Annotated in this window: 9 protein-coding genes; 6 read left to right on the plus strand and 3 right to left on the minus strand. The window is 70.6% G+C overall.

Annotation, left to right across the window (positions count from 1 at the left end):
- Window positions 1-83: 83 nt before the first annotated feature.
- On the minus strand, window positions 84-3,662 hold the full coding sequence (gene metH, locus ACFMRZ_RS06360) for a methionine synthase (RefSeq protein ID WP_400178294.1): 3,579 nt from the start codon (window positions 3,660-3,662) through the stop codon (window positions 84-86).
- Window positions 3,663-3,909: 247 nt separating this feature from the next.
- Here metH and ACFMRZ_RS06365 point away from each other — a divergent pair, with 247 nt between their 5' ends.
- On the plus strand, window positions 3,910-4,794 hold the full coding sequence (locus tag ACFMRZ_RS06365) for a PAC2 family protein (protein ID WP_280271602.1): 885 nt from the start codon (window positions 3,910-3,912) through the stop codon (window positions 4,792-4,794).
- Between the two features lie 41 nt (window positions 4,795-4,835).
- Here the strand turns inward: ACFMRZ_RS06365 and ACFMRZ_RS06370 are convergent, their stop codons facing one another.
- The gene (locus tag ACFMRZ_RS06370; RefSeq protein WP_280271601.1) at window positions 4,836-5,117 is read right to left on the minus strand and encodes a hypothetical protein; all 282 of its coding nucleotides are present in this window, start codon (window positions 5,115-5,117) and stop codon (window positions 4,836-4,838) included.
- Window positions 5,118-5,398: 281 nt separating this feature from the next.
- On the opposite strand from ACFMRZ_RS06370, the gene ACFMRZ_RS06375 reads away from it, so the two are divergent.
- The 4 genes from ACFMRZ_RS06375 (at window position 5,399) to ACFMRZ_RS06390 (ending at window position 14,050) form a co-directional block, all read left to right on the plus strand.
- A complete protein-coding gene (locus ACFMRZ_RS06375; RefSeq protein WP_280271600.1) occupies window positions 5,399-6,589 on the plus strand; it encodes an XRE family transcriptional regulator in 1,191 nt (396 codons plus the stop codon).
- 285 nt (window positions 6,590-6,874) lie between these two features.
- A complete protein-coding gene (locus ACFMRZ_RS06380) occupies window positions 6,875-8,377 on the plus strand; it encodes a TIGR02677 family protein (RefSeq protein ID WP_280362559.1) in 1,503 nt (500 codons plus the stop codon).
- Entirely contained in the window at window positions 8,377-9,801 is a 1,425-nt protein-coding gene (locus ACFMRZ_RS06385) for a TIGR02678 family protein (protein ID WP_400182786.1), read from the plus strand. Before ACFMRZ_RS06380 ends, ACFMRZ_RS06385 begins: the two co-directional genes overlap by 1 nt.
- Before the next feature lie 46 nt (window positions 9,802-9,847).
- The gene (locus tag ACFMRZ_RS06390) at window positions 9,848-14,050 is read left to right on the plus strand and encodes a TIGR02680 family protein (protein ID WP_400178295.1); all 4,203 of its coding nucleotides are present in this window, start codon (window positions 9,848-9,850) and stop codon (window positions 14,048-14,050) included.
- 6 nt (window positions 14,051-14,056) lie between these two features.
- Here ACFMRZ_RS06390 and ACFMRZ_RS06395 read toward each other — a convergent pair whose 3' ends face one another.
- Complete coding sequence (locus ACFMRZ_RS06395; protein WP_400178296.1) at window positions 14,057-14,644, minus strand: TetR/AcrR family transcriptional regulator; 588 nt, start codon at window positions 14,642-14,644, stop codon at window positions 14,057-14,059.
- Between the two features lie 143 nt (window positions 14,645-14,787).
- On the opposite strand from ACFMRZ_RS06395, the gene ACFMRZ_RS06400 reads away from it, so the two are divergent.
- Window positions 14,788-15,957, plus strand: coding sequence for a hypothetical protein (locus ACFMRZ_RS06400; RefSeq protein WP_400178297.1), 1,170 nt, complete (start codon window positions 14,788-14,790; stop codon window positions 15,955-15,957).
- Window positions 15,958-16,186 lie beyond the last annotated feature (229 nt).

The raw sequence follows: 16,186 nt of genomic DNA on the forward strand, positions 1-16,186 counted from the left end.
CGTGGTGACGCTCCGCTGCTGTCCCCGGGCCGCTCGTGTCGGGCCTCCGCCACGACGCGTGAAGCCCGGAAACCTCGAAAAGTCTACGCGTTGAAGTACTTTGCTTCCGGATGCAACAGGACGAACGCATCCGTGGACTGCTCCGGGTGCAGCTGCAACTCCTCCGACAATGTCACACCGATGCGCTCGGCCTCCAGTAGCGACACCAGTTTCGCGCGGTCCTCCAGGTCGGGGCAGGCGCCGTAGCCGAAGGAGTACCGGGCGCCGCGATAGCCGAGCTTGAAGTAGTCCTGCACATCGGCCGGATCCTCCTCGGACACCGAATGCCCTTCCAGCACAAGTTCTTCGCGGACGCGCCGGTGCCAGTACTCGGCCAGCGCCTCGGTCAGCTGCACGCCGATGCCGTGCACCTCGAGATAGTCGCGGTAATTGTCCTGGGCGAACAGCTCGTTGGCGAAATCCGCGATCGGCTGGCCCATGGTGACCAACTGGAACGGCAGCACGTCGACCTGTCCCATGTGCGCCGCGAGTTCCCGGGAGCGGAGGAAATCAGCGATGCACAGGAACCGGTCGCGTTGCTGGCGCGGGAAGGTGAACCGATAGCGTTCCGGCGCGGCGGGATCCGGGGCCTCCAGCACGATCACGTCGTCGCCCTCGGAGACGGCGGGGAAATATCCGTAGACGACCGCGGCGTGCTGCAACACGCCCTCCGCGGTCAGCCGGTCCAGCCAGTACCGCAGCCGGGGACGCCCGTCGGACTCGACCAGTTCCTCGTAGCTGGGCCCTTCGCCGCCGCGCTGCCCGCGCAGGCCCCACTGCCCCAGGAACAGGGCACGCTCGTCGAGCAGACCCGAATACTCGCCTATCGCAAGGCCTTTCACCACGCGCGTGCCCCAGAACGGCGGCACCGCGACCGGTAGGTCGGCCGCCACGTCCGACCGCTCGGGCACCTCGACCGGAGTCTCCTTGGCCCGGCGCTCGGCCGCGATCCGCCGCGAGCGCTCGTGGCGCGCCTTGCGCTCGGCGGCCTTCTCCCGCTCCGCGACCGCCGCCGGGCTGTCGTCCACGATCGCGCCGCCACGCTTGCGGGTCATGATGTCGTCCATCAGGCGCAGGCCCTCGAACGCGTCGCGCGCGTAGTGCACGTCGCCCGCGTACACGTCGGTCAGGTCGTTCTCGACGTACGACCTGGTCAGCGCGGCGCCGCCGAGGAGAACGGGGAACTGGTCGGCCATGCCCCGGGTGTTCATCTCCTCGAGGTTCTCCTTCATGACCACCGTCGACTTCACCAGCAGCCCCGACATGCCGATCACATCGGCCTTCTTGTCGACCGCGGCGTCCAGGATCGTCGCGATCGGCTGCTTGATGCCGAGGTTCACCACCTCGTAGCCGTTGTTGGACAGGATGATGTCGACCAGGTTCTTGCCGATGTCGTGCACGTCGCCCTTCACGGTGGCCAGCACGATCCGGCCCTTGCCGGAGTCGTCGGTGGCCTCCATGTGCGGTTCCAGATACGCCACGGCCGCCTTCATCACCTCGGCGGACTGCAGCACGAACGGCAGCTGCATCTGCCCGGATCCGAACAGCTCGCCGACGGTCTTCATGCCCGACAGCAGCGTCTCGTTGATGATCTTCAGCGGCGGCACCTCGGCCATCGCCGCGTCCAGATCGGCCTCCATGCCGGCCTTCTCGCCGTCCACGATGCGCCGCTCCAACCGCTCGAACAGCGGCAGCGCCGCCAGCTCCTCGGCCCGCGACGCCTTCGACGAGGCCGTCGACACGCCCTCGAACAGCGCCATCAGCTTCTGCAGCGGGTCATAGCCCTCGCTGCGGCGGTCGTACACCAGGTCGAGCGCCGTTTCGCGCTGCTCCTCGGGAATGCGCGCGATGGGCAGGATCTTCGATGCGTGCACGATCGCCGAATCCAGCCCGGCCTGCACACATTCGTGCATGAACACCGAGTTCAGCACCTGCCGCGCGGCGGGGTTCAGGCCGAACGAGATATTCGACAGGCCCAGGGTGGTCTGCACATCCGGGTGGCGGCGCTTCAATTCCCGGATGCCCTCGATGGTTTCGATACCGTCGCGGCGCGACTCCTCCTGACCCGTGCCCAGGGTGAAGGTGAGCGTGTCGATGATGATGTCGCCCTCGTCCAGGCCCCAGTTGCCGGTGATGTCGGCGATCAGCCGCTCGGCGATCTCGACCTTCTTCGCGGCCGTGCGGGCCTGGCCCTCCTCGTCGATGGTCAGCGCGACCACGGCCGCGCCGTGCTCGGCTACCAGCCGCATCGTCTGCTGGAAGCGCGAATCCGGGCCGGCGCCGTCCTCGTAGTTCACCGAGTTGACCGCGCAGCGGCCGCCCAGATGCTCCAAACCCGCGCGCAGCACGGGTGTTTCGGTCGAGTCCAGCATGATCGGCAGCGTCGAGGCCGTCGCCAGCCGGCTGGCCAGCTCCGACATGTCGGCGGCGCCGTCGCGGCCCACGTAGTCCACGCACAGGTCCAGCATGTGCGCGCCGTCGCGGGTCTGGTCCTTGGCGATGTCCAGGCACTTCTGCCAGTCGCCCGCCAGCATGGCATCGCGGAACGCCTTGGAGCCGTTGGCATTCGTGCGCTCGCCGATCATCAGGATCGAGGCGTCCTGCTCGAACGGCACCGCGGTGTACATCGACGACACGCTCGGCTCGTGCCGCGGCTCGCGCGGCGCGGGCGACACCTGCGCCACCGCCTCGGCCACCTGCCGGATGTGCTCGGGGGTGGTGCCACAGCAGCCGCCCACCAGCGCCAGCCCGAACTCGGTGACGAAGCCGTGCAGCGCCGCCGCCAATTCCTCAGGGGTGAGCGGATATTCGGCGCCGTGCGCACCCAGCACGGGCAGCCCGGCGTTCGGCATCACCGACACCGGCACCCGCGCGTGCTTGGACAGGTGACGCAGATGTTCGCTCATCTCGGCCGGGCCGGTGGCGCAATTGAGACCGATCATGTCCACGCCCAGCGGCTCGATCGCCGTCAGCGCGGCCCCGATCTCGCTGCCGACCAGCATCGTGCCGGTGGTCTCGACGGTGACGTGCGTGATGATCGGGATGCGGCGCCCGGCCCGCTCCATCGCCCGCCGGCTGCCCGTCACCGCCGCCTTGACCTGCAACAGGTCCTGGCAGGTCTCGATCAGCACGGCGTCGGCGCCGCCGTCGAGCATGCCGAGCGCGGCCTCGGTGTAGGCGTCGCGCAGCGCCGCGAACGGCGCGTGCCCCAGCGTGGGCAGCTTGGTGCCCGGACCCATCGAACCCAGCACGAACCGGGCGGTGCCGTCCGCCGCGGGTCCCATCTCGTCGGCGACCTCGCGGGCCAGCCTGGTGCCGCGCTCGGACAGATCCCGGATGCGGTCGGCGATGTCGTAGTCGGCCAGGTTCGGCAGATTGCAGCCGAACGTGTTCGTCTCCACCGCGTCCGCCCCCGCCTCGAAGTACGCGCGGTGGATCTCGCGCAGCACGTCGGGACGGGTGTCGTTGAGGATCTCGTTACAGCCCTCCAGCCCCCGGAAGTCGTCCAGAGACAGGTCCGCAGCCTGCAACATGGTGCCCATCGCACCGTCGCCGACCACGACACGCCGGGTCAGCGTGTCGAGCAAAGTAGTATCGAACTCGGCGCGTGAGGACAAAGACATGTACTCCAGGGTAGTGGGACCCCCCGACAGTGATCTTTGCGCCACCTTCGGCATCTCCCCCGTTCGCGGCCCGGCTCGATTCTGGACTGACGGAGCGGGGGAGCGAAGCGGAGGAGTGGAGGAGGGAAGAATCGAGCCTCAGGGGCCGCGAACCCGCGACGCCGAAGGCGGCGCCATCAAACACAGACACGCGCGTATTGGCTTGTATGCCGTGAAGGGTGAGGGGCTCACGCCGTAGGCTGACCGGGTGAACCCCAGTGCATCATCCGATCCGGAACTGCCGACGCTGCGTGATCCGGTGCTCGTGGCCGCCTTCGAGGGCTGGAACGACGCGGCCGATGCCGCCAGCGGCGCCGTGGAACATCTGGAACTGATCTGGGACGCCGAACCACTGGCCGAACTCGACTCCGAGGACTACTACGACTACCAGGTGAACCGGCCGACCGTCCGGCAGGTCGACGGTGTCACGCGCGAGATCCAGTGGCCCTCGACCACGCTGTCGGTGTGCTCGCCGCCCGGGAGCAGCCGCGACATCGTGCTGCTGCACGGCATCGAGCCCAACATGCGCTGGCGCAGCTTCTGCCACGACATCCTGGAGCTGACCGAGCAACTGAAGGTCTCGACCGTCGTCATTCTCGGCGCGCTGCTCGCCGACACCCCGCACACCCGGCCCGTGCCCGTCACCGGCACCGCCTACAGCAAGGAGGCGGCCGAGCGGTTCAACCTCGAGCAGACCCGCTACGAGGGCCCGACCGGAATTACCGGCGTACTGCAGGATGCCTGTGTGCGCGCGGGCGTCCCGGCCGTCTCGTTCTGGGCCGCGGTGCCCCACTACGTCTCCCAGCCGCCGAACCCCAAGGCCACCATCGCTCTGCTCCGTCGCGTGGAGGATGTCCTCGACATCGAGGTCCCGCTCGGCGAGTTACCCGCGCAGGCCGAGGACTGGGAGGCCGCCGTCGACGAGATGACCGCCGGCGACGAAGAGGTCACCGAGTACGTCCGATCGCTGGAGGAACGCGGCGACGCCGCCATCGATCTCAACGAGGCGATGGCCAAGATCGACGGCGACGCCATCGCCGCGGAGTTCGAGAAGTATCTGCGGCGGCGCGGCCCGGGCGGTTTCAGCCTCTGAATCCGGCGGCGATCTCCGGGGGGCGGACACTGCCGCCGGTGTCAGCACTCCATGGTCCACACCCGCGCCTCCGCCTCCTGGGCCAGCTTCGCGATCAGCAACTCACGCGGAATCGTCTGGCCGGCAAAGTGATCGAGTGACGGCACCACCACGTGGTGGGCGTCGGCACGCTTGAGTTCGGCCGTCAGCTCCGCGAACGCGGCGCCGTCACCCTGGGTCGATTCATGGAACGTCGCGGCGAAGCAGAAGCCTTCGTTGGCGGCGAGGACGCACATCGCGTCCTCGAGCTCGTCGCTGTGGCCGTCGGCCAGATCGTCACGCACGTATCCATAGATCAACGCTTGCACCCGAACCTCCGTTTGGATGTGGACAGGGACTCGCTGTTCTCTTGTCGGTACTGCGTTGTTCGGTAGAGCTGATGCCATACCGACCGGTACGGCATCGGGCCGGCAAATCGCCCACATCGAGCATGCGCCTCGTACAAATGCAATTGCAGATGTCAATCCGGTGACATCTGTATGCCCTATCCGGGCCATCTCGCGTTAACTGGTGGGATACTACATACGTGGCCGTTGGTGACGATCGACCCGTCTGGGCTGTCAGGATGCGTTCCGAACGCGACGCCAGGGGGTGGTCACAGGCCGAAGCCGTACGCGCCATGCGCGCCAAGTCGTCTCACAATCTGCCGACCGACAGTACGTTGCTGCGCAACTGGCGCCGTTGGGAATCGGGCGAATCGCGGCCCGACGATTTCTACGCGCCGATCATCGCCGCGGCCTTCGACACGGTGACCGCGGCCTTCTTCCCCAAGGCCCGGCCCAACCGCGACGACGAGCTGCTGTCCTCGACGGGGATGGACACGCTGGAGTTCATCGGCCGGCTGCGCATGTCCGATGTCTCTTCTGCCACTTTGGATGCCATCCGCATCACCGCCGAGCGGCTGTGCAGCGAATATCCCTGTACCGACCCGCACGAACTGCACGCCGAGGGCACCGCGTGGCTGCGCCGCATCACCTCGTTGCTGGACGGCCGGCTGACGCTGGCGCAGCACCGCGAGGTGCTGGTGCTCGCGGGCTGGGTGGCGCTGCTGGTCGGTTGCGCGGACTACGACCTGGGCCGGCGGACCGCCGCGGAGGCCACCCGGCGGGCCGCGCTGTCGCTGGGACAGGAGGCCGAGAACGCCGAAATCATCGGGTGGGGAGCCGAAATGGCGGCGTGGTTCGCGCTGACCCAGGGCAATTACCGCGGCGCGATCGAGGCCGCCGACGCCGCACTGGCTACCTCTCAGCACCTCGGTGTCGGTGTGCAGCTCGCCGCGCAGCAAGCCAAAGCGTATGCCCGGCTCGGTGATCGCGCACAGATGGATGCCAGCCTCAAACAGGGCCGAGCGATCTTGGAGCAACTCGACCATCCCGCCGATCTGGACAACCATTTCGTCGTCGATCCGCAGAAGTTCGACTTCTATGCCATGGATTGCTCGCGGGTCGCCGGAGACGATCGGCTCGCGGAAGCCTATGCGCAGCAGGTCATCCGGAGTTCGACCGGTCCGGACGGCGCCCCGCGCAGGCCGATGCGGGTTTCGGAGGCACATCTGACCCTCGCCGTGGTGGCCGTGCGCGACCGGGATCTGGAGCTGGCCGTGGACGCGGGCATGCGGGCATTCACCGGGAAGCGCCGGTCGCTGCCGTCGCTGCTGTGGATCGCCGGGGAGGCGGCGCGGGAGATGATCGAACGGTATCCCGGTGATCCGCGCACCCACATGTACCTGGACCAATTGCGTTCGCTGGCGAGCTGAGCGCGGCGTGTCGGCCGGCGGCGGCGCGCCGAGGCCGGGGACGGCGGCGCGGTGTCGGTGGCCGGTACTACTCTCATCCCGGTGACCGAGTCCGCTGAAGGATTGCTGCCCGACGCCACCGCCGCGTCCGAGGGCTCTCCGGCGGCTGCCCCGAAGACCGCGCCCGAGCCCGCTCCCCTGTTCGACGGCGCCGCCCTGGAACGGGGCCGCGTCCTGTTCGCGCCGCTCGGGCTCGACGGCTCGACCGAGCCCGTCCCGCTCGACGGGTCCGTCCTCGGCGACCGGCTGCGGCTGTTCTCCTTCGCCACCGCCGAGAAGCGCGGCGAATACCTGTGGGTGCTGCGCGCTTTCGACCACGCCCGCGCCGCGTACGTGGTACTGCTGCACGCCAGCGACGTCGCCGAGACGCTGACCCGGTTCCCGGAAGCACCGCGGCTCACCGCCACCGAGGTGGGCCCGCTGCTCGAGCAACTGCACCAGTGGGGCGTGCTGGAGCGCAGCTACGACGGCAGCCGCGCGGCCACCCTCGCCGAATATCGCAACCGGCACTTCGTCTATCAGTTCTCCCGCTCCGGGTATCAGGCGTATCGCGCGGTCGCGGAGGTGCTGGGGGCGCGGCTGGACGAGGCCTCGCTGTCGCGCCTGGTGCTGCCGGAGTTGCTGGCCGATCTCGAGGCGCTGGCCCGCGCCAACCGCACCGGCGACGCCGAACGGGTGTACCGCATCCTGAAACGACTCGACACCGCGCTGTCGGAGCTGGCCGACCGCGCCGCGCACTTCTATCTGACGCTCGGCGATCTCGTCCGCACCACCGAGGCCACCCCGGAATCGTTTCTCGCGCACAAGGATGCGCTGCTGGCCCACATGCGCGAGTTCAGTATGGATCTCGCGCGCTTCGCCCCGCGGCTGGCCGCGGCCATCGCCGAGGTGGAGGACTCCGGCGTCGAGGAGCTGATCGCCCGGGCCGGCGCCTGCGACGAGCGGGTGCTGCTGAGTGTGCCCGAGCGCGAGGCGGATTGGCGGGCCCGATGGCAGGGCCTGCGGGGCTGGTTCGTCGCCACGGCCGCGGAGGCCGCCGCCGGCGACGGCGCGCCGGGCACCGAGGCGGAGCGGTTGCGCGAGGCCACGATGAGCGCGATCGCCGCGGTGCTGTCGCTGTTGCGGCGGGTCACCGAGACCCGCAAGGGCGGGGTGAGCCGGGAGTCGGCGCTGCGTCACCTGGCGGGCTGGTTCACCGCCGCGCCCACCGCGGAGAGCGCGCACGCGCTGTTCGACGCCGTGTTCGGGCTCGGCCGCCCACGCCACCTGGCCATGGAACATCCCGACGCCGACATCATCCCGCCCAACCGATCCTGGTGGGACGCACCGCCTTTGGAGATCGCCCGTACCCTCGCCGAGACCGGTCGGCCGCCCTCCCCCGGCGCTCCGTCCCGCATCCAGCGCAACGACGCCGGTGTCCGCCGCCTGCGCCAGGAACAGCTCGACGCGCAGCAGGCCCGCGCCGCCGCCGCCCGCTCCCTGGCCTCCGCCGATGTGCACGAGCGGCGGCTCGACGAGCGCGAGACCGAGGTGCTGCTGCGGCTGCTGGACGCGGCGTCCACGGCGTGGGTGCCGGTCAGCGGCCGGGTCAGCGGCACCACCGGGTCCGACAGCGGGGTGACGCTGACGGTCCGCGAACACGCCGGATCCACCGTGGTGCGCACCGCCCGCGGCCTGCTGCACCTGAACAACCGCCGCCTCGAAGTGCGCGAGAACACCCGCGCCCGTAGCGGATCCGGGCGGGCGTGATGCACGCGCGCACCATCGATCCGCTCGCCCTGGACAGCTATCAGCGCGCCGCCCGGGTGATCCTGGCCAACCATCTGGTCACCCGCGGCTTCCCCGATCGGATTGCGCTACCGCTGATCCGGCGCTGGGCCACCGAGCTGCGCGAGGACCTGGCCGAGCTGTTCGGATATCGGCTGGAGGTCACCGAGACCACCGCGCGGCTGTTCCCGGTGCACGACCGCCTCGATGCCGGGCGCCCCGCGCGCACCCCGGCCGAGCGGGTCTTCGATCGGCGCCGCTACGCCTATCTCGCCTTGGCGCTGGCCGCGCTCGGCCGCGCGGGCGATCAGATCACGCTCTCGGAGCTGGCGGATCAGGTCGCGTCCTACGCCACCAGGGTCGAGGGCCTGGAGCTGACCACCGACCGCGCCGCCGACCGGGACGCGTTCGTCGACGCCATCGCCTGGCTGGCCGCGCGCGGCGCGCTGACATTGGCCGACGGCGACGCGAGCGGCTGGGCCGCCGATCCCGAGGCGGGCGAGGCGCTCTACGACATCGACCGCTCGGTGGTGTTCGCGATCTTCCGGCCCCCGCGAGTATTACAGCACCTGCACAGCGTGCGCGGCCTGCTCGCCGACGAATCCGACACCGCCCCGGGCGGTCCCGCGCCGCAGGCCCGGGCCGCCGCCGCGCGCCGGGTGCGCCGCGCCTTGGTGGAGCTGCCGGTGGTGTATGCCGAGAGGTTGCCCGACGACGAGCGCACGCTGCTCGGTACGGAGAAACTGGTGACCGAGGTCGAGTTGCTGACCGGCCTGCGGGCCGAGCGCCGGGCCGAGGGTGTGGCGCTGATCGACGTTTCGGGCCGTTTCTCCGATGTCCGTTTTCCCGGCACCGGCACGCTGGCCCAGGTGGCGCTGCTGCTGATCGGCGAGATCGCGGATCTGGTGCTGGACATCGACAATCCGGTGCCCCGCCGTCCGCTGCCGCCGCCCGGCACCGCGCCGGCCACTCAGCTCGACGCCGCCATTCCGGCGTCGACCGTGTTCACGCCGCTGGTCGTCGAGCCCGAACCCGATGCCGCCGAGGCGGATTCGGACCGGGCCGCCGAGGAGACCGAGATTCCCGAGCATCCGGTCGTCGGCCTCGCGTGGGTGCGCGAGACCGTGCAGGCCCTCACCGAGCGCTACGGCTCCACCTTCGCCGCCCAGTGGCAGGCCGACCCGCCCGGGCTCACGCGGGAGGTGGTCGCCCTGCTGGAGCGCTTGCATCTGGTCGAGGTCCTCGACGAAGGGCTGCTCGTCCTGCCCGCGCTGGCGCGATACCGCGGCGCCGTCGTCACCGTGCGCACCCGCGCGGAATCCGAATTGTTCGCCTCGGCACGGAAACTCGGCGCGCACGCGCAGCCGGAACCGGCCGCGGCCGCCGCACCGGACGGGCACCCATGAGCACGACACGGGCGAGTACCGAACGAGGGAAGGGACGGCGTAGCTGATGGAGTCCATTCATGGTGGCGTGCGGTTCGTTCCCACCCGGGCGGGAATCGTCAATCTGTGGGACTACCGCGACCAGGAGTTCTGCTTCGCCGACGGGCGGCTGGTGCTGCGCGGGCCGAACGGGTCCGGCAAGACCAAGGCCCTGGAGGTGCTGTTCCCCTTCGTATTCGACGGGCGGATCGAGCCCCGCCGGCTCAACCCGTTCGCCGGTGAGGAGCGGACGATGAAGTCGAACCTGCTGTACCGCAAGCAGGAATCGGCGTACTCGTATGTGTGGATGGAGTTCGCGCGCGGGCAATGGACCGACCCGGAGGTCGTCACCGTCGGCATCGGCATGCGCGCCACCCGCTCCTCGGACAAGGTCACCCGCTGGTACTTCGTCGCCGACGGCCGAGTGGGCGTGGACTTCTCGCTCATCGGCCCCGACGACCGGCCGCTGACCCGCAAGCAGCTCGCCGAGCAGATCGGCACCGACGCCATCACAGACCGGCCGGTCGACTATCGCGCGGCCATCGACGCCCGCATGTTCGGCCTCGGGCTGCAGCGGTACGACCAGTTGATCAATTTGATCCTCACGCTGCGCCGCCCGCAGCTGGCCAAGAATCTCGATCCGCGCGGGCTGTCGCAGGCCCTCACCGACGGCCTGCGCCCGCTCGACGATCAGCTCATCCTCGACGCGGCCCGCTCGTTCAGCGATATGGAGGAGGTCGGCCGGACGCTGGAGGGCCTCGTCCAGGCCGACACGGCGACCCGCACGTTCGTCGACGTCTACCGCAAATACCTGGGCGTACAGGCGAAGTCGGATGTCGAGCAGGTGCGCGGGCGGCTGGAGACGGTCACCCACACCAGCACCGCCCTGTTCGCCGCCACCGCGCTGCGCGAACGCCGCGAGACCGAGCGCGCCGCCGCCGAGACCCGCGCCGAGGAGGCCGACCGCGCCTACGAGCAGGCTCTCGCCGACCGCGAGACCTTACAGCGTTCCAGCGCCTACGAGGGCAAACAACAGCTCGACGACCTGGCCGACGCCGTGCGCCGCCTGGAGACCTCCGCCGCCGTGCACCGCGACAAGGCCACCAAGGCCCAGCAGGCCGTCGACCAGCGCGCCGCAGAGGCCGAACGCGGCCGGGCCGCCGTCGAATCCGCCGCGGCGGCCCTGTCGCGCGGCGAGGACGAGTTGCGCGCCGCCGCCGAGGAGGCCGGAATCTCCTGGGCCGCACTGCCGGAACAGGCCCGCGCCGAACAGCTCACCACCACCGTGCGCAGCCACGCCGAGGAGCGCGACGCCGACGTGCGCACCGTCCGGCAGGCCCTCACGCTGGTCGACACGGCCGCCGCCGACCGGGCCCGCACCGAGCGCGCCGCGCAGCGCGCCGGGGAGCAGCGCGACGCGGCCGCCGCCGCCCTGGCCGAGGCGGAGGCGGCGGTGACCCTGGCCCGCTCGAATACCGCCGCCGCGCTGCGGGAATGGTGGGAGGAACACCGCGAGGTGCTGACACCCGTCCGGTCCGGCCTGTTCGAGGCGCTGGACGCCGCCCTGGCCGAGGCCGGATCCGACGCCGCGACGACTCTCCCCGAGGTGCTGGCCGAACGCACCGAACCGCTGACCGAAGAGGTCCGTGGCCGCCGTCAGCAGGCGCGTGCCGCCGCCGCGCAGGCGGCCGAGCGCGCGGCCGCGCTGCGCGCCGAACACCAGCAGGTAGCGGCCGAACAAGACGATGCCCCACCGCTTTTCGCCGCGCGCACCGATACCCGTGACGGCCGCGCGGGCGCACCGCTGTGGCGCCTGGTGCGCTTCGCCGACGAGGTCGGTCCCGAGCAGGCCGCCGCTGTCGAGGCCGCGCTGCAGGGCGCGAACCTGCTGGACGGCTGGGTGAGCGCCGAGGCCGAACTGCCGCCGCACGAATCGGATCAGTTCCTGGTGCCGCTGCCCCCGCAGGCCCGCCCCGAGGGTCGCACCCTCGCGGATGTGCTTGCGGTAGAAGAGGATTCCGGCCTCGCCGTGCCTCGTCAGATCGTCGCGGACGTGCTGGCCTCGATCGCGTTCGGCGACACCGCGTCCGACCCGGCCACGCGAACGGCGATCGGGGCCGACGGCCGGTTCCGCCAAGGCGTGCAGGTGGGTCGCCACACCAAGGCGCACGCCGAATTCATCGGCGCCACCGCCCGCGCCCGGCGGCGCGCACTGCGGCTGGCCGAACTCACCGCCGCGGCCGAGGCCGCCGAGCAGGCCGAGGCCGCAGCCCGCGCCGAGGAGGATGCCGCCACCGCGGAACTCGCGCGAATCTCCGCCGCCGCCAAGGCCCTTCCCCGCACGCACGGCGTCACCACGGCGCTGCGGGCGGTCTCCGAGGCCGCGGGCATGCTGCGCTCCCGCTCGGAGACCGCGGCGCAGGCCGAACGCGATCTCGATCAGGCGGTGGCGGAGTTCGGCGCCGCGGACAAGAAGGCGCGTTCGGTCGCCGCCACCCATCGAACGCCGCGCGACCCGGCCGAACTCGACGCCCTCGCCGCCGCGATCCGGCACTTCGAGAACACCGGCACCGCCCTGCTGCGGCTGCGTGGCGACCATCAGCGCGAGCACGAACGCGCCCGCGAGGCCGACGACCGCCTCGCCGAATCACGCGACCTGGCCGAGGCATTCGCCGAGGAGGCCGAGGCCGCCCGCACCGGCTACGAGGAACAGCTGCGGAAGCTCGAAACGCTGCGCGAGGCGCTGGGCGCCGGCGCCGCGGACATCGACCGCGAACTCGAGCAGGCCCGCGAACGCATCGATGCCGCGCGCGCGGAGCAGAAGGCGGCGCGCAAGGCCGCCGCCGACGCGATCGAGGGCGTGGGCACCGCCGAGGGCGCCTACCGGGCGGCCCACGATGCGCTCGGCACTGCCCTCACCGAGCTGCTCGCCGACGTGAAACAGCTTGCGCCGTACGCCCGTCCGGACCTGCTGAGCCTGCTCGGGGCGCCCGAGAACAGCCGCTGGCCCAGCAGTGACGCGGCCTGGTCCACCCCGGAGCAGCTGCTGTACCGCATCGAGACGACCGGTCCCGGGGGCCAGGAACCGCGGGTGCTACCCGACGAGGTGCACGAGCTGTTCGAGAACCTCTCCGCCGCCACCGCCGCGGTGCGCGCGGGCGAGGCGGCCCGCAAGTCGACGCGCAGCGCGGTCACCGCCGCCCTCCAGGAATTCGACGCCGCGCTGGCCGCCGCCCGCCAGGACTACCGGCTGCAATGGGACGCCGCCGACGGCCTCACCGTGGTCCAGGTGCACGACGATCAGGGCGCCGCCGCGCTCGCCGACTTCGCCGATCGCATCGCCCGCGCGCGGTCGGATCAGGAACTACTGCTGACCGACGCCGAGCGCCGCATCCTGGAGGACGCCCTGCTGACCGGCCTGGCCCAGCAGATCCACGAACGCACCAGCGACGCACGCGATCTCATCACCCGGATGGGTACCGAGATGAAGCAGCGCCGGATGTCGTCGGGCAACACCATCGGCGTGCACTGGGTGCTCGCCGACAACCTGTCCGAATCCGCCCGCGCGGTATGCAAACTGCTCGACCGCGACGCCTCCGACCTCGCCCCCGAGGATCTGGCGACGATCCGCGCGCATTTCGCCGCCGAGATCCGCGCCGCCCGCGCCGCGCACCCGGAGCGCTCGTATCCCGAAATCCTCGCCACCACACTGGATTACCGCACCTGGCGGGTGTTCTCGTTCACGCTGATCACCGCCGACGGGACCGAGGACCGGCTCACGGTGGCCCGGCACAGCGCCCTGTCGGGTGGCGAGCAGTCGGTGTCGCTGCACCTTCCCCTGTTCGCCGCGGCACACGTCATGCTGGATTCCGCCGACCCGCAGGCCCCGCGCCTGCTGGCGCTGGACGAGGCGTTCGCCGGTGTCGACGACAACGGCCGCAGCGAATTGCTGGGCCTGTCGGTCGATTTCGACCTCGATCTGTTCATGACGGGCTACGACCTGTGGATCACCTACGACCACGTACCCGCCTGCGCGCACTACGACCTGGCGCATTCGGCGGCCGAGAACACCGTCAGCGCGACGCTGCTGGTGTGGGACTCGAAGGACCTGCTGGCCGAACACGACGGCTCCGATCTCACCGCGGCCCTGGGCTCGCCGAACCGCCGCCGCACCCCGCACACCGTCGAGGGCGGCATCACCTTCGACGAGGCGCTGGCGCCGAGTTCCTGACCGCGCTCACACCGCGATGCCCAGCGCTCCCGCCACCGCGCGGGTGAGGTGGTCGGTCACCTCGGCCGGGGACCAGCGCCGGTGTTCGGTGAGGTCGTAGACGACGCGCTCGTCGAAGATGGTGATCCACAGCAGGACCGCGTAGGTGAGGTCGTACTCGGTGGTCTGGCCCGCGCGCGCCAGCGCGTCCAGCACGCCCGTGAGGTGGTCGTGCAGGGCGGTGATGGATTCGTCGCCGTCGGCGAGTCGTTCGACGAAACCCTTGCTGCTGCGCACATAACGCACCGCCGGGCCCCACTGCATGGCCTGCTCCACCCAGGTCTGGCAGCAGCGATGGAACCGCTGCACCGGCTCCAGGCCGGGATCGACCGCGTCGAGCGCCGCGATGAGCTGTTCGATGGCCCGCCGATGAAACGCCTGCATGGCGTCCTGCGGCGTCGGAAAGTGCCGATACGCGGTCGCCACCCCGACGCCGGCCGCCGCGGCCAGTTCGGGCATCGAGAAGCCGACCCGGCCGGACTGCAGCAGGCTGCGGACCGCGTCGATGAGCAGCAGCCGGCTGCGCTGGGCGTCGCTGCGAGTGTTCACGGGCACCTCACCATCCTGCACAGACCGTCGCCGCCCGGGGCCCGAGGGGCCGAAAATCGCCGTGGAACAGGGCAACTCGGTTCGAGTAGAGAACTTCTTCTCAATTGTCTATTCTTCAAACGAGAAGATCTCCTCAACTAGGGGGTGTGATGCGGTCTGTGGCTCCGGGTGCGCTGTTCGTGCTGATCATGGCGCAACCCAACCTGGCGACCGGGATGATGCCGTACTACCGGCACGCCTGGGCGCTGGCGCCACTGCTCATCACCGTGATCTTCGCGGCGTACCTGTTCGCGTTGACGCCGACGCTGTCGATGCTCGGGACGCCGCCGGGCCGCGCGGGCTGGTGGTGGCGGATCGGCGCGGGCACGGCCTGCGGCATCGCCGCGGATCTCGCGATGGCCGTGGCACATTCGGCATGGCCCGCGTGCCTGGCGCGGATCGGCGCGGGCCTGTCGGTCGGGCTGATCACCGGCTCCCTGGCGGGACTGATCCTGGAGCGGCGCGGCGAAGGGGGCCGCACCGCCATGGCGAGCGCGACAGTGTTCGGGTCGGCGCTCGGCACGATCGCCGCCGCGTCTGTGGCACAGTATCTTCCGGCGCCCGGCGTGACGGTATACCTGCTGCACGCGGTCCTCCTTACGTTGGTCGCGGTAGCCGTGCTCGCCGATCGCGACCTGCCGGTGCGCGCGGTCGCCGCCGGTGCCGCCGCCCCGGTCGGCGGTGTGGAGTCGCCTCTCGCCGGTTACCTCAGCGGCATTGCGGCGTGGGTGTCGGCCGGGCTCGTGGTCGCGCTGCTGCCCAGCTACGGCGCCGAGTTGCTCGGCACGTCCGATCTGGCGCTGCTCGCGTTGCCGGTGACGGTGTATCTGATCAGTGCCTGGATCGCGCAGCGCGTGCTGGCTCCGGGCGCGCTGCCCGCCGAGCCGGTCGGTGCGCAGGTGATCATCATCGCCGGTGTCGCGATCGCCGCCGTCGTGTCGTGGGTGCCGAATCTCGCCCTGCTGCTGTGCGGCGGGATCGTGGCCGGGTTCGGTCAAGGCATCGCCTATCGCAGCGGGCTCCGGATCGTCAGTGCCGCAACGCCGCCCGACGGTCACGCGCGGGCCGCGACCCGGTACGCGACGGTCGCCTATCTGTGTGCCGCGGTGGCGACGGTCGGCTTCGGCGGCATCGCGACGGCCGGAGGGATGCGGGATGCCGTGGTGGCCGCGGTGGTCGTGCTGGTCGCGATCGCCGCTGCCACCGCGCTCGTCCGCCGGCGCGCAACGGCGCGGGCCGCGGACTCCCCGTTTCCCCGCGAAACGTCCTCGATCGCTTAGGTATTCGACGTAATACCGCGTTCGGCGACGGCCATTCGACAACCTTTCGACGATATCCACCGACTGACAACCGAATTCATCTACCCCGTCATTCCGGCGGCGGAAACGCATATAGCGAGAAGAGGCGCTGGGCAACTCCCGCGCCGCCCAGACATGCGCGTAATACCCAGCCCCACAAGGCAATTCATCCGATAGCTTGAAACTAACCCGTTACACGAGTTCACCCGGA

This window comes from Nocardia sp. N2S4-5, from assembly GCF_044628355.1.
GTDB lineage: Bacteria > Actinomycetota > Actinomycetes > Mycobacteriales > Mycobacteriaceae > Nocardia > Nocardia wallacei_B.

What these genes read in the sequence shown, in the direction of transcription:
- ACFMRZ_RS06385 (WP_400182786.1), top strand. Translation starts at nt 8,377, where the DNA reads ATGCACGCGCGCACCATCGATCCGCTCGCCCTGGACAGCTATCAGCGC.
- metH (WP_400178294.1), bottom strand. Translation starts at nt 3,662, where the DNA reads ATGTCTTTGTCCTCACGCGCCGAGTTCGATACTACTTTGCTCGACACG.
- ACFMRZ_RS06390 (WP_400178295.1), top strand. Translation starts at nt 9,848, where the DNA reads ATGGAGTCCATTCATGGTGGCGTGCGGTTCGTTCCCACCCGGGCGGGA.
- ACFMRZ_RS06375 (WP_280271600.1), top strand. Translation starts at nt 5,399, where the DNA reads ATGCGTTCCGAACGCGACGCCAGGGGGTGGTCACAGGCCGAAGCCGTA.
- ACFMRZ_RS06400 (WP_400178297.1), top strand. Translation starts at nt 14,788, where the DNA reads ATGCGGTCTGTGGCTCCGGGTGCGCTGTTCGTGCTGATCATGGCGCAA.